20 protein-coding genes are annotated in these 20,104 nt (G+C 62.5%); 5 read left to right on the top strand and 15 right to left on the bottom strand.

Annotated features, from left to right (window positions below):
• Window positions 1–47: 47 nt before the first annotated feature.
• A complete protein-coding gene (locus ACQR1W_RS02790) occupies window positions 48–527 on the bottom strand; it encodes an Lrp/AsnC family transcriptional regulator (protein WP_434849379.1) in 480 nt (159 codons plus the stop codon).
• Window positions 528–672: 145 nt separating this feature from the next.
• Here ACQR1W_RS02790 and ACQR1W_RS02785 point away from each other — a divergent pair, with 145 nt between their 5' ends.
• Complete coding sequence (locus ACQR1W_RS02785) at window positions 673–1,692, top strand: 1-aminocyclopropane-1-carboxylate deaminase (protein WP_434849378.1); 1,020 nt, start codon at window positions 673–675, stop codon at window positions 1,690–1,692.
• Window positions 1,693–2,705: 1,013 nt separating this feature from the next.
• Entirely contained in the window at window positions 2,706–3,320 is a 615-nt protein-coding gene (locus tag ACQR1W_RS02780) for a response regulator transcription factor (RefSeq protein ID WP_434849711.1), read from the top strand.
• Between the two features lie 58 nt (window positions 3,321–3,378).
• Here the strand turns inward: ACQR1W_RS02780 and ACQR1W_RS02775 are convergent, their stop codons facing one another.
• Together ACQR1W_RS02775 and ACQR1W_RS02770 are read right to left on the bottom strand one after the other, a co-directional pair.
• Complete coding sequence (locus ACQR1W_RS02775; protein ID WP_434849377.1) at window positions 3,379–4,134, bottom strand: helix-turn-helix domain-containing protein; 756 nt, start codon at window positions 4,132–4,134, stop codon at window positions 3,379–3,381.
• Between the two features lie 359 nt (window positions 4,135–4,493).
• Window positions 4,494–6,317, bottom strand: a complete 1,824-nt coding sequence (locus ACQR1W_RS02770) for a metallophosphoesterase family protein (RefSeq protein ID WP_434849376.1) — start codon at window positions 6,315–6,317, stop codon at window positions 4,494–4,496.
• Between the two features lie 535 nt (window positions 6,318–6,852).
• Between ACQR1W_RS02770 and ACQR1W_RS02765 the strand changes: the two genes are divergently transcribed.
• On the top strand, window positions 6,853–7,383 hold the full coding sequence (locus ACQR1W_RS02765; RefSeq protein ID WP_434849375.1) for a nuclear transport factor 2 family protein: 531 nt from the start codon (window positions 6,853–6,855) through the stop codon (window positions 7,381–7,383).
• Window positions 7,384–7,453: 70 nt separating this feature from the next.
• On the opposite strand, the gene ACQR1W_RS02760 is transcribed toward ACQR1W_RS02765, so the two are convergent.
• The 5 genes from ACQR1W_RS02760 to ACQR1W_RS02740 form a co-directional block, all read right to left on the bottom strand.
• The gene (locus ACQR1W_RS02760; protein WP_434849374.1) at window positions 7,454–9,088 is read right to left on the bottom strand and encodes a porin; all 1,635 of its coding nucleotides are present in this window, start codon (window positions 9,086–9,088) and stop codon (window positions 7,454–7,456) included.
• A 206-nt stretch (window positions 9,089–9,294) separates the two neighbouring features.
• On the bottom strand, window positions 9,295–9,486 hold the full coding sequence (locus ACQR1W_RS02755; protein WP_434849373.1) for a hypothetical protein: 192 nt from the start codon (window positions 9,484–9,486) through the stop codon (window positions 9,295–9,297).
• A gap of 867 nt (window positions 9,487–10,353) precedes the next feature.
• On the bottom strand, window positions 10,354–10,824 hold the full coding sequence (locus ACQR1W_RS02750) for a PaaI family thioesterase (RefSeq protein WP_434849372.1): 471 nt from the start codon (window positions 10,822–10,824) through the stop codon (window positions 10,354–10,356).
• On the bottom strand, window positions 10,773–11,414 hold the full coding sequence (locus tag ACQR1W_RS02745; protein ID WP_434849371.1) for a bifunctional transcriptional activator/DNA repair enzyme AdaA: 642 nt from the start codon (window positions 11,412–11,414) through the stop codon (window positions 10,773–10,775). The genes ACQR1W_RS02750 and ACQR1W_RS02745 overlap by 52 nt, the downstream gene beginning before the upstream one ends.
• Window positions 11,415–11,502: 88 nt before the next feature.
• On the bottom strand, window positions 11,503–12,291 hold the full coding sequence (locus ACQR1W_RS02740) for a transporter substrate-binding domain-containing protein (RefSeq protein WP_434849370.1): 789 nt from the start codon (window positions 12,289–12,291) through the stop codon (window positions 11,503–11,505).
• 94 nt (window positions 12,292–12,385) lie between these two features.
• Between ACQR1W_RS02740 and ACQR1W_RS02735 the strand changes: the two genes are divergently transcribed.
• The gene (locus ACQR1W_RS02735) at window positions 12,386–12,892 is read left to right on the top strand and encodes a DUF1993 domain-containing protein (protein WP_434849369.1); all 507 of its coding nucleotides are present in this window, start codon (window positions 12,386–12,388) and stop codon (window positions 12,890–12,892) included.
• Between the two features lie 4 nt (window positions 12,893–12,896).
• Here ACQR1W_RS02735 and ACQR1W_RS02730 read toward each other — a convergent pair whose 3' ends face one another.
• The 7 genes from ACQR1W_RS02730 to ACQR1W_RS02700 form a co-directional block, all read right to left on the bottom strand.
• Window positions 12,897–13,268: a hypothetical protein gene (locus ACQR1W_RS02730; protein ID WP_434849368.1), complete on the bottom strand. Its 372-nt coding sequence runs from the start codon at window positions 13,266–13,268 to the stop codon at window positions 12,897–12,899.
• 210 nt (window positions 13,269–13,478) lie between these two features.
• The gene (locus tag ACQR1W_RS02725; protein WP_434849367.1) at window positions 13,479–14,480 is read right to left on the bottom strand and encodes a hydroxyacid dehydrogenase; all 1,002 of its coding nucleotides are present in this window, start codon (window positions 14,478–14,480) and stop codon (window positions 13,479–13,481) included.
• Between the two features lie 31 nt (window positions 14,481–14,511).
• Complete coding sequence (locus tag ACQR1W_RS02720) at window positions 14,512–15,612, bottom strand: ABC transporter ATP-binding protein (RefSeq protein WP_434849366.1); 1,101 nt, start codon at window positions 15,610–15,612, stop codon at window positions 14,512–14,514.
• A gap of 5 nt (window positions 15,613–15,617) precedes the next feature.
• Window positions 15,618–16,529 (bottom strand): carbohydrate ABC transporter permease, encoded by a 912-nt coding sequence (locus ACQR1W_RS02715; RefSeq protein ID WP_434849365.1) that lies wholly within the window; start codon window positions 16,527–16,529, stop codon window positions 15,618–15,620.
• On the bottom strand, window positions 16,529–17,467 hold the full coding sequence (locus tag ACQR1W_RS02710; RefSeq protein ID WP_008969021.1) for a carbohydrate ABC transporter permease: 939 nt from the start codon (window positions 17,465–17,467) through the stop codon (window positions 16,529–16,531). The genes ACQR1W_RS02715 and ACQR1W_RS02710 overlap by 1 nt, the downstream gene beginning before the upstream one ends.
• A 106-nt stretch (window positions 17,468–17,573) precedes the next feature.
• Complete coding sequence (locus ACQR1W_RS02705; RefSeq protein WP_434849364.1) at window positions 17,574–18,914, bottom strand: ABC transporter substrate-binding protein; 1,341 nt, start codon at window positions 18,912–18,914, stop codon at window positions 17,574–17,576.
• Window positions 18,915–19,020: 106 nt separating this feature from the next.
• Window positions 19,021–19,296: a hypothetical protein gene (locus ACQR1W_RS02700; RefSeq protein ID WP_434849363.1), complete on the bottom strand. Its 276-nt coding sequence runs from the start codon at window positions 19,294–19,296 to the stop codon at window positions 19,021–19,023.
• A 28-nt stretch (window positions 19,297–19,324) separates the two neighbouring features.
• Here ACQR1W_RS02700 and ACQR1W_RS02695 point away from each other — a divergent pair, with 28 nt between their 5' ends.
• Window positions 19,325–20,095 carry a Spy/CpxP family protein refolding chaperone gene (locus tag ACQR1W_RS02695; protein ID WP_434849362.1) on the top strand — a complete coding sequence of 257 codons (771 nt, stop codon included), beginning with the start codon at window positions 19,325–19,327 and terminating at the stop codon, window positions 20,093–20,095.
• Window positions 20,096–20,104 lie beyond the last annotated feature (9 nt).

Raw genomic sequence — 20,104 nt, 5'->3', positions numbered from 1 at the left:
CTTAAACGCAACCGCAGCGGTTCAATGGGCGTTCCCGTCGGCCGCTCTCAGAAATCCAGCGGCGCATTGTCGACGACCTCCTTCATCACGAAGAAGGTGCGGGTCTGGCGTACGCCCGGCAGCGAGATCAGCTGATCGCCGTGCAGGCGGTTGAAATCGTGGATGTCGCGGACGCGGATCTTCAGGAAGAAATCGAAGTCGCCGGCGACCAGATGGCAGTCCAGCACGAATTTGAGCTTCTTGATCGCAGCCTCGAAGGTGCGGAAGCTTTCCGGGGTCGAGCGATCCAGGACGACGCCGACCAGCACCAGGGCGCTGCGCTCGACTTTCTCCGGCGCAACCTCGGCGCGCACGCTTCTGATATAGCCGTCCTCGAACAGCCGCTGCGTGCGCCGATGACAGGTCGCCGGGCTGACGTTCACCGCCTGCGCCAGGTCGGCATTGGTCATGCGGCCGTCCCGCTGCAACAGCTGCAGGAGCTTGCGGTCGATCCGATCGATCGGATCCGGAATGGAAGAGTCTTTCATGTTATTGGCTTTGGAATGGATAATATCTCTATCTGATCGCATTTGTCGAACAAAAGCACATATCTAATCCCGAACAAAGAGAGCACCTTTCTCCGCTTTGCCCTTATGCTTTTCAAGCAATTTCATTCCAATAGCGAGATGCCAGGTGCTTCGGCTCGACAAGTTCAAGAAATATCCGCTTACCTACGGTCCCACGCCGATCGAGCATCTGCCGCGGCTGACCGCGGCCCTCGGCGGCAAGGTCCAGATCTACGCCAAGCGCGACGACTGCAATTCGGGGCTCGCGTTCGGCGGCAACAAGCTGCGCAAGCTCGAATACATCGTGCCCGATGCGATCGAGTCCAACGCGGACACCCTGGTCTCGATCGGCGGCGTGCAGTCGAACCACACCCGCATGGTCGCGGCCACCGCCGCCAAGATCGGCATGAAATGCGTGGTGGTCCAGGAAAGCTGGGTGCCGCATGAGGACGCGGTCTATGACCGTGTCGGCAACATCCTGCTGACCCGCCTGATGGGCGCCGACAGCCGCATCGTGCCGGATGGCTTCGACATCGGCATTCGCAAGAGCTGGGAAGAGGCGATCCAGTCGGTCAAGGATGCCGGCGGCAAGCCCTACGGCATCCCGGCGGGCGCTTCCGTGCACAAATTCGGCGGGCTCGGCTATGTCGGCTTTGCCGAGGAGGTTCGCAAGCAGGAGGCCGAGCTCGGGTTCAAGTTCGACTACATCATCGTCTGCGTGGTCACCGGCTCGACCCAGGGCGGCATGATCGTCGGCTTCGCTGCAGATGGCCGCGCCGATCGCGTGATCGGCATCGACGCTTCCGGCACGCCGGCGCAGACGCGCGTCCAGGTGCGCGAGATCGTCGACAACACTGCCGAGCTGGTCGAACTCGGGCGCAAGGTTCGCGACGACGAGATCGTGATCCTCGAGGATTATGCTTATCCGGCCTATGGCGTGCCGAGCGCGGAGACCAACGAGGCCATCCGTCTCGCCGCACGTACCGAAGCCATGATTACCGACCCCGTATACGAAGGCAAATCCATGCAGGGCATGATCGACCTCGTTAAGAAGGGCTACTTCCCGGAAGGAGCGAAGGTGCTCTACGCCCATCTCGGCGGCGCGCCTGCGATCAACGGCTATAGCTACACGTATCGGAACGGGTGAGGGCGGTCTGAGCGGCACTCGTCTCGTCGCGAAGAGCTTAAGCGCTCCAACACACTCGGCCGTCGTCCCGGCCTCGAGCCGGGACGCATAACCACCGGAAGAGCTGTTCTGGTACCCTGCATGTCCCGACCGGCCACGAACGACGGCCTGTGAGTATGGGTCCCGGCTCGAGGACGACACCGTCTATGGCGCGCGGGCGATCCACTCGTGACCTCGCCTTCTCGCGGCGCCCATCGGCGTCCGAGTGATCAATCAGTCGTTACCCTCTGATAGGGAAGAGGGCGCAGGGAATGCCGGGTGAAGGCCTCACCCATGGCCCGCCTGCAGAAGAAAAGCAGGCGGCAGTCACCACAGGTCAAGCCGAACATCCGGCATTCCCTGCGCGATGGTCTTAACGCTTATACGCAGTCTCCCTGGTGCGCCGGGCTTTTTGGCCACCATGTCGCGCATGATGCTGACGCACCAGCACGAGGACACCAGCGTCGGGGTGTCGGGACGCTGCGACTTCACGTCCGCGAGCTGCCGTTCGTCTCACGGCGCGACGCGGCCATCGCTTCCCCACCTCACGTGTCGTGACGATCGGCCGAAACGCCCCTCTTGCCGAGGTGGGATAACAGTAGTCAATCATAATTTCTGAAAAAAAGAAATAGAAGTATTTTCGCAAAGGGGACTGGACAGGACTCTTCGCGTTGAAAACGCTCGCGAACATCGCGTTTCGGCGCCGGGTCTTCTTGGCTCGGTCTTGCATCACGTGGACCGCTACACGGAAGATCGCACCCCCCTCCGCCTCACAACGCCGGCGCCTGTCGGCTTGCGGTCGGGGCAACAGCCCCGCGGTTCGGCAACCATGATCGTTCGTCCGTTCGCGCGGGATCCTCAAAATTGCGCCAAAGAGCATTTCTTGCTGTGAAAATCAGCTCGGCCATTGATTTGCGCAACGGGAACCCAAAAGCATGGTTCCGTCCGAATCCAACAGAACGAAGAAGCGCGATGGCTTCCCTGCAGGAGAGCATTTGTCTGGAACCGTCTATGTCGTTGATGATGATGTATCCTTTCGCACCGCCATCAAACGGCACCTGGAGAAGATTGGATATCGTGTGGTCACATATTCGTCGGCCGAGCAGCTGCTGGAGCAGCGCCCCGATGAGAAGGAAAAAGGATGCATTCTCCTCGACGTTCGGATGCCCGGCTTGAACGGACTGGCGCTTCACAGCCGGCTGCTTGAGCTCGGCTCAATGCTTCCGATCGTGTTTCTCACGGGCTACGTCGACGTGACTGCGATCGTGACGGCGATCAAGGAAGGTGCTGAGGATTTCCTGGTCAAGCCCATCAAATCAGATGAGCTCGTTGGAGCGATCGAGCGCGCTTTGGCGCGTCACCAGGCTGCCCTTGAGACAAAGCGCCAGGTCGACGCCTTGCGGGGCCGCCTGGCGAAATTGACGCCGCGCGAACGGCAGGTATTCCTGCTCATTGTCCGGGGCAGGATGAATAAGCAGATAGCCCATGAATTGGGTGCGACCGAACGCACTATCAAAGCACATCGCCGCAGCGTGATGGAGAAAATGAAGGCTGGCAACCTGATTGAGCTCGTGTCGATCGGCGAACGGCTCGGCATTTTGCGCAGGTAATCGCACGTCCCCATTTGCTCAGGTGGCTCTGAGCGGAGCGAACGTGGCGACGCAAATATTAGGGAAGTCTCCAACCGATTTCCCGGCGGAAGGCAGTTGGCGTCATGCGGGAGAATTTACGAAAGATCCGGTTCAGGTGGGAAACGTTACTGAATCCTGCCGCAAGCGCCACGTCGGCCAGCGAGAGAGCTGGATTGGACAATAATGTTCTTGCACGGCGAACCCGTTCCGACAGGACGTACCGGTAGGGCGTAAGCCCGACTGTGTCCTTGAACGCCCTGATAAAGTGGTAGTGGCTCAGTCCCGCGAGGGCCGCAAGATCGGATATCGTAATTTCATTCGGAATTTGGGCGTCGATAAATTCCGTCACCCGCTTCAACTGCCGTGCAGTCAGACCGCCCCGAACCGGTTTCAGACGCGACCGCTTTGGATCGGCGGCGTGCCGTAGCTCCCACAAGAGCAACAACCCAAGTGTCTCCGCATAGGCATGGTCGTCGATGCCGGAGCCGTCCAGGACACTTTGCAACTTCTGGAGCGTCGCTCTGAGATTGTCGTTTTCGAAATACAGCGCCGGAGGAACTTTGGAGATATCGTTGGCGTCTTGTTCCGATGTCGTCGGGCAGAGATGAACGGCAAAGACGGACGATGTGCCGCGTTCGAAACGATTCCAGCCTTCTCCATAAGACCCGATCGGCACGAACGTCAACTTGTCCCGAAGGTCATTGATTGTAGAACGGCCTCCGCCGGCTATCATCGTTTCTCCATCGGAGCGCACGGAGTTATGCAGCGCAAGAAAAGCCGCATCTCCCTTCACGCGAAAATCCAATTCAGTTGGCCTGATACGAACGAGCTCGGCGGAGAACCAATGCCACCGCTTCCGTTTGACCAAGAACGAATTACGCGCATCAGGCTGTCGCTCGTGCAACTCGAGCTGACTCCGCCGTCCCAAAATTTTTGCTCCTAAAGACAAACACGGTCGTGCCGAGGATGTGGCAAATTGTTTCCGGACTCGCAAATTACAGTTCGGAAATCTCGTAGGTCGGGCTGTTCTGCGAAGAGAAGGTCGGCAACTGATTGCGATCGCTGAGTCGAAGTTCCCGCGGCGTTGTCGAATGCAGGGTTCCATCCAGCGGCCCGATTGCGGACCTGCCGGGCGGATCGATTGAAAGGCTGTTAGATCCGATGGTCGTTCTCTCCGGCCACGTCCACCCGCTGCGGTGGAAGCAGACGAAGCGTTCCGTCCGGGCCTGCCGAAAGCGTGTGGATGTAGAACGAGCTTGCGCAGTCGTCCTTGGAATTCATGACCACCGACGGCGCTGAGATGATCTTCAAGGCACCGCACCGGCCGATCCAGTCCATGTGGCGGTGGCCGTGCATGACGATCAGGCGCTGCCCAAGCGGCTCCAGTTTGCGGGCGAACCAGCTCCCGTTGATCAACGCGGTCCCGATGCGCTTCGAGAACGAAGTGACCGGCATCGGGTACTCCACGAGATGATGATGCAGCGCAACGATCCAATGCGCCTTCGGATGCCGGTTGAGAATGGCCTCCAATCGCCGCACTTGGTCCAGGCATAGGAGTCCGAGCGCGTTCGTGAAGGAGAAGTGAGTGTCGGCATTGGAGTTGAGGATTGCGATACCCAAACCATTCTCGTCCTCCGGCACAATGACCATGGGAAACTGATCGTCAAAGAGGCTTCTCAGCGCCGCTGCGTTGCGCAGACCACCCCGATCGGCGAACGCCGAGATTGTCTGTCGGTACGACGCGAGGACATCGTTCAAGGTCGGGGCCGCGGGACCCGATCCGTCGCCCACGCGCACGCGACCGCCTTGGACCGAGCTAAGCACGGCCAGGGCCCGCATCTGTCGCAGCCGCTTGAGCGGGCTGAAGGGCAAATGGAGCCTCGCGGGATTGGCGCGGTCGACGATGTTGAGGTCGTGATTGCCCGGCAACAGGATGCATCGCGCAGCAAGTTGGGGATGACGGGCCAAGGCGTCGAGAAACTCGGCCCATTCGCTGGCACGGCCGGCGTCGGTCATGTCGCCAGTGATCAGGACGTGATCGAGTGGGTCTGCCTGGTGAATCGCCGCGAGTTGCGCAAGTGCACGCGCAAGGCGCGTGTTGCCGCTTGGGCCGGCGCGCCCGCTCTCGATGCGAAAGCCGTATCGTTCCCCGACCACGTGGATATCCGACATATGGGCGACGCGCCAGCAGCGCGCGCCGGGAACACGGCTGTCGAATTCAGCCAGCCCGACCGGCTGGTGCATGGTGGCGTCCGCAAATCCCCAGCTGAGCGACGCCAGGGCGACGTAACTCGAGATCAACACAAGCGCGTTTGCGAGCAGGGTCCAGGCCAGCCGGTGTGGCTGAAGCAGATCATTCAGGCCAGCCGTCCACCGCGATGCGGGCCACGCCAGCATTGCGATCAGCGCTGCGCCGGCACAGAGCAGGACTCCAGCAGCGATGGCAGATAGGCTGCGCAATCGGGCTCGCGAGTCATTGCCGAGCTTGCGGCCAACCAGCTGTTCGACCAGGTGACGCAATCCTTCCCTGCCGATCGCATAGCCGGGCTGGACCGCGAGCGCGTTGAGCGACCAGAAACTCGTCTCGGCCATACGAAACAATGGCCGCCAGCCGATCCAGCCCACGGCCGCGACAGCGACCAACGTCAATCCCGCGCCGATCTCGGACAGCGTGGTCAGACGATCCGAGAGCGTGTGAAGCCAAGCCGAGATGACCAGCGGCGCAACGCCGATCAGAATCGCGGGCACCACCATGAGGATCAGCCAGACAAACAGCAGCTTTGGCAGGCTGACCTCGACCAGCAGATTTCCGGCGATCGCAAGCAGCGAGCGCTGTGCGGGGCTTGCGGCATCATCCTCGATGTCGCCCCGGCGAGGGTCGATCAGCACGGCAGGGACCGCGCCGCCTGAACCCGTATGATCCTGGTGATCACTCCCCATCAGATCGGCCTGACCAAAGCGACTTGCTGAGCTCATCATGGAGACTGGATCGGACCCGGGCCAGACCGACGCGGTTCTGGCTTGGGACGTCTTGCTACGCCACTACTTGCCCAGTGCTCGCTCTGCCGAGCCGCCTTTCCACGGTGTCATCGAGCAATCTCTTCAAGACCGTTCCGCGAGCGTCCTGAATTTCGCGCAGGACATGGCCTATCCGCTCGAGGAGTACGGAAAGCCACAATGCGCAGGGGACGTGGAGGAAAGCACCTGGCAGCACGAACGCGGCAGTGAGTCTATCATCAACGGCCTACGACGGATATCACGGTCCGGCGATCGGTCCCGCGATCCTGCGATTGCCTTTACCTAACTGGAGTCGTGGGAATCGTCATTCATGGCTCTCCGCAAGCTAGGGACGTATGGCGTGCCGAGTCCTACTAAGTACGGGAACCGAGCAGCCAGACAAGTCGCTTGGCGAGGCAAGATCCCGAACACCGAGGCGTCCCAAGGGCCATGCCCTCGTTCACCTACGACAGCGAAAGACCTCCGCGTATCGTGACGACGTGTGCGCCAACTCATGTCCGCAAATGGCGGAACACGAAAGCGTCCCACGCGTTTGCCGTCTGCGAGAATGCTGCAAGGTGGGATTGCGCCAATGAGCAACAATCTGAGCCGGGCTGTCGTACCAACCGAAACGTCAAATGCGATCGAGCGGGTCTATTCGGAATGGGATCGCGCGTGGTCGAATGACGATCTCGATGCGATGATTGCGCTCTATGCGCCGGATGCGGTTCTTGAGAGCCCGCTCGTCCCGTACATGCTTGGCGGCGATCGCGGCGTGATCAAAGGGCGCGAACAGATCCGCAAACTGCTCGACAAGGCCGCGCCGCGAAAACCTGAAGAGCGCACGTTCCACCGGCGCGGTTACTTCACCGACGGCCAGACCCTGGTTTGGGAATATCCCAGGGCGGCGCCCGATGGCGAGCAGATGGATTTCTTCGAGGTCATGGAGATCAAGGAGGGATTGATACAGGCCCATCGCGTGTATTGGGGGTGGCGCGGCGTTGAAGTGCTCAAGGCAGATGCGTATTACAAGGGTTCCGATTAGTTGACGTCAAGCCATCTGGCTTGCAGGGGAGCTCATCAGCTCCCCTGTTTCGCGTAACCGTCATCTCACCTTAGAAATCGAACGTCATGCCGGTCGTGACAGCCTCGGCCTTGTTGCCGGCAACCACGTTGTTGTTGGCGTCGCGACCGCAGACACCGTAGCCGTGGCCGCTGACACCGAGGCAGTAATGCGCGCCGGGTCCGTTCCGCAGGTAGCTCCCGACCAGGTACCAGGCCACGAACGGGCTGAAATGGTACTTCAACCCGACCGCATACTGGTCGGCGCTCGAGTCCAAGGTGTTGAGCGCGAAATCGGCAGCGCCGGCTGGGGCCGGAGCAAGTGCGGTGTAAGTGTTGAGGACGCCGGTACCGGGCGAGCCAGGCGATGAATTGGCGTGGGCCCATGACGCGCTGACGTCCCAATTGTTGACGCTCTGGGTCGCGCTCAGGAAATAGCCATCACGCGAGCGTTCGTTGAAGGCGGCGACCGTATGCTCGCGGCGCATCATCTCGTAGATGCCGTAGAGTTGTAGCGTGCCGACGACGTCGTTGAACTTGTAGCCGGCGCCGACCTTCGCCGCCCATTCATTGGCGATGCCGACCGCGCCGGGAGGCACGACCAGAACGCCACCATTGCTCAGCGGCGTCACCGCTTCATCGCCGGTCCGGTTGGTGCCTTCGTGCATCTCATAGGCTGCGACTGCGGTGAACGGCCCCTGGTTGTAGGTCAACGATGCGCTGTAGAGATTGCCATAGGAGCCGTCGGTGCAGCCCTCCGGCGCCGACGTCAGCGGGAAGCCGGAGCCGCTGCCGCGGGCCGAAGTGCCGGGGCAGTTGAAGTCACCCAAGGCATAGTCGCTGTTGTCCTTCGCCGTGTTCTGTCCCGGCGAGACCATGATTGCGGCCTGGAAGCCGTTCCACACCGGCGACTCATACCAGATCGCGTGCGCCGCCCGCCAATCGAACTCGGCACGGAGATCGCCGCCGGTATTGCCCATGATCGAGTTGTAGTCGCCGAGCGTCGCCGAGAATGGATCGAACTTCGCGGTCGCCTTCTTGTAGGGCGTGTCCGCCTTGCCGGCCTTGATTGCACCCCACGGGCTCTCCATGCCGAGGAAGCTGTCACGCGTACCGAAGGCCGCGCGTTCGGTCGGCACGGCCGCGACTTCGACCAGCGACTCGAATTGCGCCACCGCCGCCCATCCCGGCATGCCATAGGGCTCGAGATTGTGTCGGGCGCGGACGCCGAAATAGGTGAGATTGCTCGAGACGCCGAACTTGGTGCCCTGGTCGTAGACACCCGGATTGAAGACGTCGCCGGACAGATCCACGTGGCCGTACAGCGTTACGGTGGTGTTGTCGACGAACGCGTTGCCGCCTGGCGCCTTGCTGTAGAGCGGTGCGCCACCGATGCTGACGACGGCGTGCTCGGCTGCCGGGGCCGGTGCAGGCGACGGCGCCACCGCCGCGTGCAGGACCGGATTTCCCTTTGGCGAGACGGGCGCGCTGGCCGCCGCCCTGGGCTCGCCGATCTGGTTGACGCGTTCGCGAAGCTGCGCGTTCTCCTTTGCGAGCTTGGCATTGCTGCGCTCGAGCGCATCTAGGCGGGCAATGACGTCTTCGAGCGTCGCTGCCTGCAGTGGTTGATAGAGAGATGTCACGCATAGGGCAGCAACGCCCGTTCCGACCAGGAAGGCCTTCCTCATCCGATTCCCCCTTATGTGCCCCGAACCATCTTGCGAGTCCGGGATCAGGAGGAGGCTATTGTATGCCAGATGCCACATACAACGACGGAGCGGCGGTCAGCACCCTTTCCGGACGGGCTGTAGCTCTTAAGCAACTATTCCCATCAAAGCACGCGTCGCGACGATCAGTCGCATTGCGATGCAGCAAGTCGTTTCAGCCGCGAAACTCAAGGGCTCCACGGCGTCTCGCCGCGGGCCAGGCACTCGGCGATGTCGGCCTGAAAGGCCGGCGGGCCGAAGGCGAACCAATCGCCTTCGAACTGATAGAGCAGCAGCCGCTTCTTCTCGGCGCAGAATGTCTTCAGCCAGTCGAGCGCCTTCTGCTTGGGACGCGCGCCAGCCGGCACAACCACGTCCACCGGAAACCCCCCGCCAGAAGAAATTGGCGGCCAGCATGATCATGTCGGCTCGGTCCGGCCGCATCCAGTCCGGCAGCGGGCTCGAGGCGATCAGCCAGCCGCAGACAAACTCACGGCAGGGATCCTGAGGCCGCTCCGGATAGATCGCACATTGATGCGCGACGCTGAACGGGCAGGGCCGGCCTTTCCGTACCTGGTGGCCGCGGACTTCGATCTGCAGCCAGCCGTCGCAACAGGCCGTGCAGCTTCCGCAACTTCGGGATGCCTGCTGGTTCACCGGCAAAGCCAAGGCTCGGAGCGCAACCTCATTGCGGCCCGGTCTCGTCGACGAGATGCCTCAGTCGCGGAGCGAGCCGCGCTGCTCTCGGATATCCGCCACGCGCCTCACCATACGCACTGAACGGATTTGGATACATGTTACGGGAGTCGCAGACCTGGCAGCCATTGGGGCCCCAAGGCTGCGTCGCGGCAATGCCGCACAAGGGCAGCGCCATCTGAGCAGCGACGCTGGGCGGCACAGGCTGCTGGCCGCCTGCACACACATACGCGCTGGCTGGGCCGCCCGTCGAAAGCACGAGCACCATTCCGACGATGAGGTTTCTCACATCCGCCTCCTGACGTTATCGATCCTATCAATTGCTGGACCTGTTGAGAATGCTGGCAGCCAGCATGCGCCCAAGGTGACGGCAGCAACCGTCCTGGTCATGTGATCGTTCTCGGCCGCCATTCCGGACTCGACTGTTTCGGCTCCAGACCATTCCAAGGCGGATGCTCAAATTATCGTGCGTGAGCGTCGATCGCGTTGTGTCAGCAGGCATCGAGGACGATGTCGATGCTCTCTACCAATCGCCGCGGTGTATCAGCGCATCACGCATCGAAGATCAGGCAGGTGGTGGTGCCATGCGCGAGCAGGCGGCCGCCTGTATCGGTGATCCGCCCCTCGGCCGTGCCGACGCGCCGGCCGCAGGTGAGGACGGTGCCTTCGGCGTGGATCACGCCCGTGGCCGGCGTGATCGGGCGGAGCAGCGAGATCTTGAACTCGAGCGTGGTCTGGGCCACGCCCTTGTCGAGCATCGACCAGACAGCAAGGCCCATGCAGCTGTCCAGCAGCGTGGCGGCGAGGCCGCCATGCACGGTGCCGGCTGGATTGAGATGCGCCTCGGTGGGCATTGCGGTCACGACGACGCGCCCTTTCGCGGCATCAGTCACGTTATAACCGAGCGTGTGCGCGATGGTGTTGAGCGGCAGCGTTCCGTCAGCGAGTCCCTGGACGAATTGAAGGCCGCTCATCTCTTTGCGTCTGGCGTCGTCGACTGTTCCGTAGCTCTTGCCCGACATCTCTGCTCCCTTGCTTCTTCGTGCGGCGGCTTTCGCCTGGTTGGGCGTAGCCTCGATGGTGGGCGACCGTAGAGGGCAACGAAGGTTGCGCTCATGCGGCGCGGGCTGGAAAAGCCGGCGCGGCTTGCGATGACAGCGATTGGGAGCGCGGTTTCGTCGAGCATCCGCTTGGCGCGCTGGATGCGGAGCGATTGCGCAATCTCGGTTGGCGACGCCTCCAGATGCAGCGCGAACAGCCGCGAGAGATGACGGGCGCTGATGCCGAGCCGGTCCGCCAGCGCATCGATGCCGTCATCGTCGAGCGCGCCCGCCTCGATCAGGGTCAGCGCGCGATCCACCGTGCTCTGCGTTCCCTTCCAGGCAGGGCAGAATGGCGCGGTCTCCGGGCGGCAGCGCAGGCAAGGGCGATAGCCGGCGCCTTCGGCCGCCGCCGCGCTGCGGAAAAAGCGGACATTGCGCGCCAGCGGCGTCCGCACCGGACAGACCGGCCGGCAATAGATGCCGGTGGTCTTGACCGCGACGTAGACAGTGCCGTCGAGGGCGGGGTCACGACGGCAAAAAGCTTGGTAAAGGGCTGCAGGGTCGTGCATGGCCCGATGTACCGCGATCGCCCCGCGGGCGCGAGCCGAAGCCGATGATGAGGTCCGAAAACGACCGTTTGCGTCAGGACCTCAGGCTCTATTCGAACCAGGCGTCGTACATCTTCTTGAAGCTGCCGTTCTCCATGCTGATGTGCAGCCACTGGTCGACGAAGTCCTTCAGCGCCACATCGCGCTGCAGCCAATAGGCCTTCTCGGCGAAGTCGAAGGGTTTGTCCGGATGCACCGCGCAGAGCACGCCGGGATGCAGCTTCTGCTGGTAGCGCGTCTCCGAGGCGTCGGTCATCATCAGGTCGGCGTCGCCTTTGGCGATCTCGTCGAAGATGGTGACGTTGTCGTTGTAGACCTTGATCTCGGCTGCATGGATATTGGCGCGCGCAAAACGCTCGTTGGTGCCGCCGGGATTGACGATCACCCGCGTGCCCGGTTTGTCGATTTCGGCGATGCTCTGGTACTTGGCTGCATCGGTGCAGCGCGCGATCGGGGTCTTGCCTTCGCGCATGATCGGCGTCGAGAACAAGCCCTTCTTCTGCCGGTCCAACGTGATCGAGACCCCGCCCATCGCGATGTCGAACTTGTCGGCCTCGAAGTCCTTCATCATCTGCGGCCAGGCCGTCTGTACGAATTCGACCTTGACCCCGAGCACCTTGCCGAGGGCGTCCGCCATGTCGACGTCAAATCCCGTGAACTGCCCGGTCGCCTTGTCGAGATAGGTGAAAGGCTTGTAGTCGCCGGTCATGCCGACCCGCAATGTGCCGCGCTGGACGATCTCGTCGAGCCGCGAGGCTGGATCGGCGCTCGCGGAGCCGCTGAGGAGACAGGCGGCGGCCGCGACCAGGACAGAAATTGAAGCCTTGAAACCTTTCATCCCATCTAACCTTCCGTTGTTCGTTGTTGCCGCCCTGTGTACATGAGACGCAGCGTGGCTGCGAGTGGGAGGAGGGACCGCTGTGAGTATCTCGATGGTGCAGGCTTCGGTGGAGGTCTTCGTGCCGTACCTGCACAACCTGTCCGGGCTGCTTGATCGCGCGACGGCTCACGCGGCCACGGGTGCGCTCGATCCGGCCACTCTCCCACCCATGCGGCTGGCGTCCGACATGTTCAATTTGACGCGCCAGGTCTGTGAGGCCAACCGTCACGCCACCATCGCCAGCGCCTTGCTGGCCGGGCAGGTGGCACCTGCGACCGAGGAGAGTGACGCCGATCTCGCGGAGTTGCAGGCGCGGATCGGCCGCGCCATTGCTTTTATCGAGAGCCTGCCACGCGAGCCGATCGCAGCCAGTGCCGAGCGCGAGGTCGTGTTCACATTTCGCAGCGGTGCGACGCGCGCGTTCACCGGGCGATCCCTGCTGCTGACCTTCAGCCTGCCGCAGTTCTTCTTCCACGTCACGACGGCTTACGACATCCTGCGCCACGCCGGCGTGCCGCTCGTCAAGGCCGATTATCTCGGGCCGCCGCGGTCCATATGACGTCCTACGTCCCGTCACCGGCGGTGGGCAGAGGAGGCGGGCCGTGGCCGATCATCTCGCTCTTGAGCGCCTCGAAGCGCGCATGCGCCTCGGCTGCACGGTCATCGACCAATTTGATCGCGGCCTCGGCGCTCATCGGGCCCTTGCTGACCGGCACCGAGCCTGTCCCCACGGTCTCGTCGACGTAGTGACCATCGTCACCGCGCCGCACCGTCCACTTGAAGCGGAGCGCCGCCATTGGCCCTGGGCCGATCTTGTTATAGCCGTCGGCCTCGACGGGCTTGGACGGGCCGGCGTCGTTCACAGCCGGCGACAATTCCGGCCTGTGCAGAATGCTCGCGATGGTCGCGAGCGCATGTTCAGTCGCAACACTCATCAGCAGCCCCCTGACTGACGCGCGCAAATGCGAGGGTTTAACTTGATGGTTGTAGCTGTTTTCTGAGGCCTTCTGCAATATGGCAAATGGATGGCGCGATTGCGTCCGCGTCATCCAAACGCTAGAAGCTGCCGGCCGGCTTTCATCCTACTGTTAAAGCTGACCGCAAATCATTGGAATCCTTGTCGAAGGCCGACCCGGCCCACGCGGTCAGAGGACGTCCTTGTTGATGACGTTCTCGCTGATCGGGGCGCCGTCGAGCACGCTCAGGATGTTGCGAGCCGTCTGCTCGCTCATACGGTCGACCGCCTCGCGGGTGACGCCGGCGACATGCGGCGCCATGATCACGTTCGGCAAGGCGTGCAGCGCATGGCCGACCGGTGGCGGCTCCTGCTCGAACACGTCGAGGCCGGCGCCTGCGAGCTTGCCCGAAGCCAGCGCGTCGTAGAGCGCCGCCTCGTCGATCAGCCCGCCGCGCGCGGTGTTGATCAGATAGGTGGTCGGCTTCATCAGCCTCAGGCGCGCCGCATTGAACATGCCGACCGTCTCGGGTGTCTTCGGGCAGTGGATGCTGACGAAATCGGCCCGCGGCAAAGCGGCATCGAGGTCTACGACCGGCTCGCAGCCCGCAGCGGTAATCTCGGCGGCGGGCTTGTAGGGATCGTAGACCAGGACCTGCATCTCCATCGCCAGGCAGCGCTTGGCGGTGCGGGTGCCAATGCGGCCGAAGCCGATGATCAGTACGGTCTTGCCATAGAGGTCGAACGGCAGCACGCCCAGGCGCGAGGCCCAGGTGCCATCCCTGACCATGGCGTGCATCTCATTGGCGCGCTTGGCGAGCGTGAGCATCATGAACAGCGCCTGCTCGGCCACGGAGGGTGAGTTCGCCGTGCCCGCCACCATCAGCGGCACCTTGCGGCGGCTCAAGGCGGGAACATCGACCGCGTCGTAGCCGACACCGATGCGGGTCACGACCTTCATGTCGCCGGAGGACTCGAGTTCGCCTTCGCCGAACCGGGTCGCGCCCAGCGCCACGCCATGCACCGGCGCATGCGCCCTCAGCAGCGTGTTGAAGTCGGCGGCCGAGATCATGTTGGAGAACTCGACCATTTCGATGTCGTCGCGCGCGGCAAGCAGCGCGCGGCCTTTGGCTGAGAAGGATTCGGTGACGAGGACTTTCTTCTTGTTGCTTGCGGCCGTGTTCGTTGTCATTTCCTGCCCTTGAACCACGTTCTTTTCGGCCTCAGATGACGAGGCCCGTGGTTTCGTTTAGCAGGTGCATGTTGTTGAGGTCTATCGCCATTCTGAGCGGGGCAGCATCGCGTGCGCCGGCATTCGGGCTGACCCGGCCGCAGATCTGGCTGGCTTCGAGCGTGAAGTAGACCAGGGTTTCCATGCCCATCGGCTCGGTGACATCAAGCATGGCCTGGAACGGTTCCACGCCGGGCTCAGGATGCGACCTCGCCTCGGTGATGTGCTCGGGCCGGATGCCGAGCAGCAGCGGCTCATTCCGCGACACGGATTGATAGCGCGCCGCGCGCGGGCCGGGCAGCGGGAAGGCGAGGCGATCGGTCAGGCGGATGTGGAGACGGCCGTTCGCGTCCTCGAGCCGGCAGGGCACGAAATTCATCGCGGGCGAGCCGATGAAGCCGGCCACGAACCGGGTGGCGGGGTTATGATAGAGTTCGTTGGGGGTGCCGATCTGCTCGATCCGGCCCTTGTTCATGACCACGACGCGATCGGCCAAGGTCATCGCCTCGACCTGATCGTGCGTGACGTAGACGGTCGTGGTCCGCACCTTCTGGTGCACCTTCTTGATCTCGATCCGCATCTGCACGCGCAGCTTGGCATCGAGATTGGAGAGCGGTTCGTCGAACAGGAACACCTTGGGATTGCGCACGATGGCTCGTCCCATCGCCACGCGCTGGCGCTGGCCGCCGGACAGCTGTTTCGGCTTGCGGTCGATGAGGTCCGTGATATCGAGCATGCGTGCGGCTTCAGTGATCCGGCTCTTGATCTCGGCCTTGGGATAGCGCTTCAGCCGCAGCCCGAAGGACATGTTCTCCGCGACGGTCATATGCGGATAGAGCGCGTAGTTCTGGAACACCATCGCGATGTCGCGGTCCTTCGGCGGCACGTCGTTGACCACGTCGCCGCCGATCATGATGTCGCCGTCCGAGATGTCCTCCAGCCCCGCGATCATGCGCAAGGTCGTCGACTTGCCGCAGCCGGACGGGCCGACCAGCACCACGAATTCGTGGTCGGCGATGTCGAGATCGATGCCCCTGACAGCCTCGACATCGTCGTAGCGCTTCACCACCTTTCGCAAGCTCACTTCAGCCATGGTGCTCAACCCTTCGTGGCGCCGGCGGTCAGCCCGGCAATGTAGTAGTCCATCAGGAACGCGTAGATGATCAGCGGCGGCGCAGCGCCGAGCAGCGCGCCCGTCATGATCTGTCCCCAGTTGAAGACGTCGCCCTTGATCAGCGTCGTGGTGATGCCCACCGGGAGCACAAGTTGGTCGATGGATGTGGTGAACACCAGCGGATAGAGGAATTGCGCCCAGGAGACCGTGAACGCGAAGATCGTCGCGGCGATCAGCCCGGGCAGGGCGACCGGGATGAAGATCCGCGTCAGGGTCTGCAGCCAGGACGCGCCATCGATGATGGCGGCCTCGTCGAGTTCCTTGGGGATCGAGGCGAAATAGCCGATCATGATCCAGGTGCAGAACGGCACGGTCAGCGTCGGGTAGACGAACAGCAGCACATACCATCTGTTGAGCAAGGTGATGCCGGTCAGGTCCTGGACCACCGCGAGCATCTTGAACAGCGGGATGAACAACAGGCTGTCCGGGATCAGGTAGGTGAGAAACACGCCCGTCGCCAGCGTCGCCGAGCCCCAGAACTTCATCCGCGCCAGCGCGAAGGCCGCGGGAATGCTGATCAGCATGGTAACGATCACCACCACGACAGAAACGATTGTCGAATTCCAGAAGAAGCGCAGAAACTGGTTGGAGGTCAGAAGCTCGACGTAGTTCGACAGCGTCGGGTGAAAGACCCACCAGGGATTGGTCGCAGCCGAGATCTCCGCGCTGCTCTTGAGCGAGGTGATCAGCATGTAAAACGGCGGCACCAGCGAGAAGATCGCGAACAGCACCAGGAAGAAATAGGACCAGCGCAGCGCCCAAGCGCGGTCGCGACTGACGCTGCCATATTTGATCTTCCGGGTCGGACCCGCTTTGTCGATCGCAAGCGTGCTCATCAGGATTCGTTCCCTCGCTTGGAGACGTCACGCAGGATGAAGATCGCTGCCACCGCGAGGATCGGCACCATGAACAGCGACACGCTGGCGCCGAGCGGGATGTCGCTGCTCTGGATCCCGACCTGGAACGCCCAGGTGGCAAACAGATGGGTCGTATCCAGCGGGCCGCCTGATGTCAGGATGCGCACGATGTCGAAGTTGGCGAAGGTGACGATCAGCGAAAACAGCGTGGTGATGGCGATGATGTTGCGCATCATCGGCAAGGTCACGTACCAGATCCGCTGCCACCAGTTGGCGCCGTCGATGGCGGCGGCCTCGTAGAGCTGGTCGGGTACGGATTTCAGCGAGGCCAGGTACATGATCATGAAGAATGGTGCGCCGTACCAGACGTTGACGAGAATGACGGAGAAGCGCGCCCAGAACGTGTCGCCGAGCCAGGGGATCGGACCGATGCCGAAGAATGAGAGCGTGTAGTTGAATGCACTGTAGGAGGGGTCGAACAGCCACAGCCAGGCCAGCGTGCTCATCGCGGGCGGAATCACCCAGGGTACGAGCAGCATGCCGCGCCATTTGCGCTGTCCCTTGGCCGGGATGTTGTGCACGAAATGCGCGACGATGAATCCGATCAGCGCTTTGAAGATGACGGCCGTGATGGCGAAGATGCAGGACTGCTTCACCACCATCCAGAAGGTTTCGCGCTTGAACAGGAAGGTGAAATTGCCGAAGCCGACGAACTTCTGCATCGACTTGTTCAGCGTCGCGAGATGGATCGAATAGAGCGCCGGGTAGAGCACAAGGGCGGCGATCAGGAGGATCAGCGGCAATGTCATCAGAAATGCCGCCGTCGACTTTCGCTTGAGCGCGTAGTGAAGGCTTGCGCGACGGGGCCTGCGTGCCGGCTGGGCGATACGAGGCTGCTCAAAGGCGGCGTCAACCATGAGCGGATGTCCTTTCACCTGGGCCAACCAGGTGCGCTGGCGGAGCAATGGTGAGATTGCGTGCGACGGCCTGCCTTTCGGCCGGCCGTCGCCAGGCATGGGAGCATCAGCTGCGCATGAAGCCTTCGCACTCGCCCTCAGCCCAGGCCAGCGCGTCTTCCAGCTTCTGGCCTTGCGCATAACGCAGCGCCAGCTTGGTTAGCGTCGCCTGGAAATAGATCTGCTGTGCGATCTTAGGCGGGGCGGGCGAGGCTGCAATCGACATCGTCTGTTGATTGTACGGGTCCGGATAGTGAAAGAGCGTGCCCTTCGGCGGCCCTTCCTCGGCCCAGGTCTTGAGCTTCGTCATATTGGCATAGGCCGGCAGATCATAGCCGCCGCTGGCCGCCACGAACTTCTCGATCGAGGACGGCTGCGACAGATAGGTGAGGAGACTCTTGGCAGCCTCCTTGTTCTTGCCAAAGCTCCAGACGCCCCAGAAGTAGGGCAGAAACGGCGCGAAGCGCCCCTTTGGACCGGCAGGGAAGCCGTGCGTCCAGCATTGCTCGGCAATCTGCGGCGCATCGCGTTTGGCCACCGCCCAGGCGCTCGGCGGATTCAAGATCATCGCGCCCTTGCCCGAGATCAGCCACTTGTTGTTCGAAGCATCGTCCCAGGAGGGGGCGTCCGGCGGCAGCACCGCGATCAGTTTCTTGTAGAATTCGAGCGCCTGCCGCACCTCGTCGGTCTTGACCGTCACGTCGCCCTTGGCATTGACGAGCTCGGCGCCGAATGCCTGGAAGATCGCGCCGGCGGTGTCGACGCTGTCCGTGGTCTCGCCGAGCCCGATGCCGAACGGGTATCCGCCCTTGTGGCAGGCCTCGGCCGCCTTCAGGAACGTCTCCATGGTCCAGTTGTCAGCCTTCGGAGGGCTGCCTGCGGGATACATCTCCTGCACGTCGATCCCGGCATATTTCTTCATGAGATCGATGCGGGAGCACGGCCCCTTGATCTGGCTGCCGACCGTCGCGGGAACCGCGAGCCACTTGCCATCGCGCTGCCCGAGATACTTGACCGTGCCGTTGACGTCGCCGTTCTGCTTGATGACCGGCTCCATCACATCGCTGACGGGCTCGAGATTCTCGGCATAGGCGTGCGGCCACCAGGTCGGCATCTGCAGAATGTCGTGGCCGGACTTGGCCTGGGCCTCGGCCGCAACCGTCAGCTCCAGCTTCTTGTTGTTGCTGGTGATGTAGTCGATCGAGACCTCGACCTTCTCTTTCGCCGCCCATTCGTTGACGAGAGCAGTCGAGGCGTCGTTGGCGCCTGGAACCCAATGGTCCCAGAAACCGATCGAGACCTTGCCTGCAGCATGTGCGCCGCGCACGTAAGGTGCGGCGACCAGTGCAGTCGTCGTGAGCGCTGTGGCAGCAACAAATTGTCGGCGGGTCAGCTTCCTCCGTGACATGGCGTTCCTCCCTGGATAGGCCAATCGGATTCTGTTTGAGCGCATCCCGTTTGTTGTTGTGTTGCGTCGCAGGCCGATCGCCTTGCGGGGATTTCGCTAACAGCAATCAGAGCAGAATTGCCTGCGGCTGTCGAGAAACGAGGTGAGGGGACATTCTTGAACTGATGGCTTGCTCCGAAAGTCGAAGACGACGGGCGGCGGCGGCATTGGTGCGGCGCGATTTCGCGTCGCACATCAGCAGCAATTCCTGGGCGCGTTTCCTGTCCAAGACCTTGGGTTCTCGCGCCAGGCGCGGCAACGCGGCGCGGCGCGAAAGATGGACTTCTGAGCGGCGACGCCGATAAAGTTCGAATCGGTCCACTGCGATCGAGACGACTGCCATTTAGCCGAGTGACCAACGGAGCCTGCCCATGACCCTCCCTGTGTCGACGATGCGCAACCGGTGGCGGCTGTGCATTGCAGTAGGGACAGCGCTACTCACGTGCTGCGCACTGAGCTTGCCGCGTCATGTTGACGCGCAAGGCCTGTTCAAGGGCGTCGAGCAGGGGGCGCGCGAGGGCAACAAGGCGGCCGGCCCGGTCGGGGGCGTGCTAGGCGGCGCGATCGGCGGCGTGGTCGGCGTCGTCACCGGCGTCACCGGAACCTTCGCTGGCAGCAATAGCCAGACTGGCAACACCAACCAGAGTGCCCAGCCAGCGCCTGAGGCCAGCGAGGCGGACAAGGCGAAAGCCGCGAAGGCCGCCAAGAGCGCCAATAAGGGCCCGAACAAGAGTACCAAGATGGCGAAAGCGCCAGCCATGCTGACGCAGGAAGGCGTACCGCAGCTCACCGGCGAGCAGATCGTCGCCAACAGCGACGCCAATATCGAGCGCATCAAGAAGGAGCTCAATCTGACGCCGGATCAGGAAAAGAACTGGGGGCCGTTCGCCAGCGCGATGCACTATCTCGGCCACAACGGCGCCGACCGCCTGAACCTGCGGATTGCCCGCGCCAAGCGCGACCCGCCTGACGACATCGTCGAGCAGATGCGCAACGAGGCCCAGTTCCTGGTCGATCGCGCCGCTGACCAGCGCAACGTCGCCGATTCATCCGAGCCGCTCTATACGAGCCTGGACGACAAGCAGAAGCAGATATTCATCGACGAGATGGTTCGCCTCAGCCACGAGCGCGGGCTCGATTAGGCCGTCAGG

Source organism: Bradyrhizobium sp. HKCCYLS1011 (genome assembly GCF_051167795.1).
In the GTDB taxonomy this organism is placed as follows: domain Bacteria; phylum Pseudomonadota; class Alphaproteobacteria; order Rhizobiales; family Xanthobacteraceae; genus Bradyrhizobium.
This window is presented reverse-complemented; position numbering and strand designations above follow the sequence as displayed.

What these genes read in the sequence shown, in the direction of transcription:
- ACQR1W_RS02750 (WP_434849372.1), bottom strand. Translation starts at nt 10,824, where the DNA reads ATGTCGGGCAAGAGCTACGGAACAGTCGACGACGCCAGACGCAAAGAG.
- ACQR1W_RS02790 (WP_434849379.1), bottom strand. Translation starts at nt 527, where the DNA reads ATGAAAGACTCTTCCATTCCGGATCCGATCGATCGGATCGACCGCAAG.
- ACQR1W_RS02745 (WP_434849371.1), bottom strand. Translation starts at nt 11,414, where the DNA reads ATGCACGACCCTGCAGCCCTTTACCAAGCTTTTTGCCGTCGTGACCCC.
- ACQR1W_RS02765 (WP_434849375.1), top strand. Translation starts at nt 6,853, where the DNA reads ATGTCCGCAAATGGCGGAACACGAAAGCGTCCCACGCGTTTGCCGTCT.
- ACQR1W_RS02710 (WP_008969021.1), bottom strand. Translation starts at nt 17,467, where the DNA reads ATGGTTGACGCCGCCTTTGAGCAGCCTCGTATCGCCCAGCCGGCACGC.
- ACQR1W_RS02760 (WP_434849374.1), bottom strand. Translation starts at nt 9,088, where the DNA reads ATGAGGAAGGCCTTCCTGGTCGGAACGGGCGTTGCTGCCCTATGCGTG.
- ACQR1W_RS02770 (WP_434849376.1), bottom strand. Translation starts at nt 6,317, where the DNA reads ATGAGCTCAGCAAGTCGCTTTGGTCAGGCCGATCTGATGGGGAGTGAT.
- ACQR1W_RS02695 (WP_434849362.1), top strand. Translation starts at nt 19,325, where the DNA reads ATGACCCTCCCTGTGTCGACGATGCGCAACCGGTGGCGGCTGTGCATT.
- ACQR1W_RS02705 (WP_434849364.1), bottom strand. Translation starts at nt 18,914, where the DNA reads ATGTCACGGAGGAAGCTGACCCGCCGACAATTTGTTGCTGCCACAGCG.
- ACQR1W_RS02740 (WP_434849370.1), bottom strand. Translation starts at nt 12,291, where the DNA reads ATGAAAGGTTTCAAGGCTTCAATTTCTGTCCTGGTCGCGGCCGCCGCC.
- ACQR1W_RS02730 (WP_434849368.1), bottom strand. Translation starts at nt 13,268, where the DNA reads ATGAGTGTTGCGACTGAACATGCGCTCGCGACCATCGCGAGCATTCTG.
- ACQR1W_RS02735 (WP_434849369.1), top strand. Translation starts at nt 12,386, where the DNA reads ATGGTGCAGGCTTCGGTGGAGGTCTTCGTGCCGTACCTGCACAACCTG.
- ACQR1W_RS02725 (WP_434849367.1), bottom strand. Translation starts at nt 14,480, where the DNA reads ATGACAACGAACACGGCCGCAAGCAACAAGAAGAAAGTCCTCGTCACC.
- ACQR1W_RS02700 (WP_434849363.1), bottom strand. Translation starts at nt 19,296, where the DNA reads ATGGCAGTCGTCTCGATCGCAGTGGACCGATTCGAACTTTATCGGCGT.
- ACQR1W_RS02715 (WP_434849365.1), bottom strand. Translation starts at nt 16,529, where the DNA reads ATGAGCACGCTTGCGATCGACAAAGCGGGTCCGACCCGGAAGATCAAA.
- ACQR1W_RS02720 (WP_434849366.1), bottom strand. Translation starts at nt 15,612, where the DNA reads ATGGCTGAAGTGAGCTTGCGAAAGGTGGTGAAGCGCTACGACGATGTC.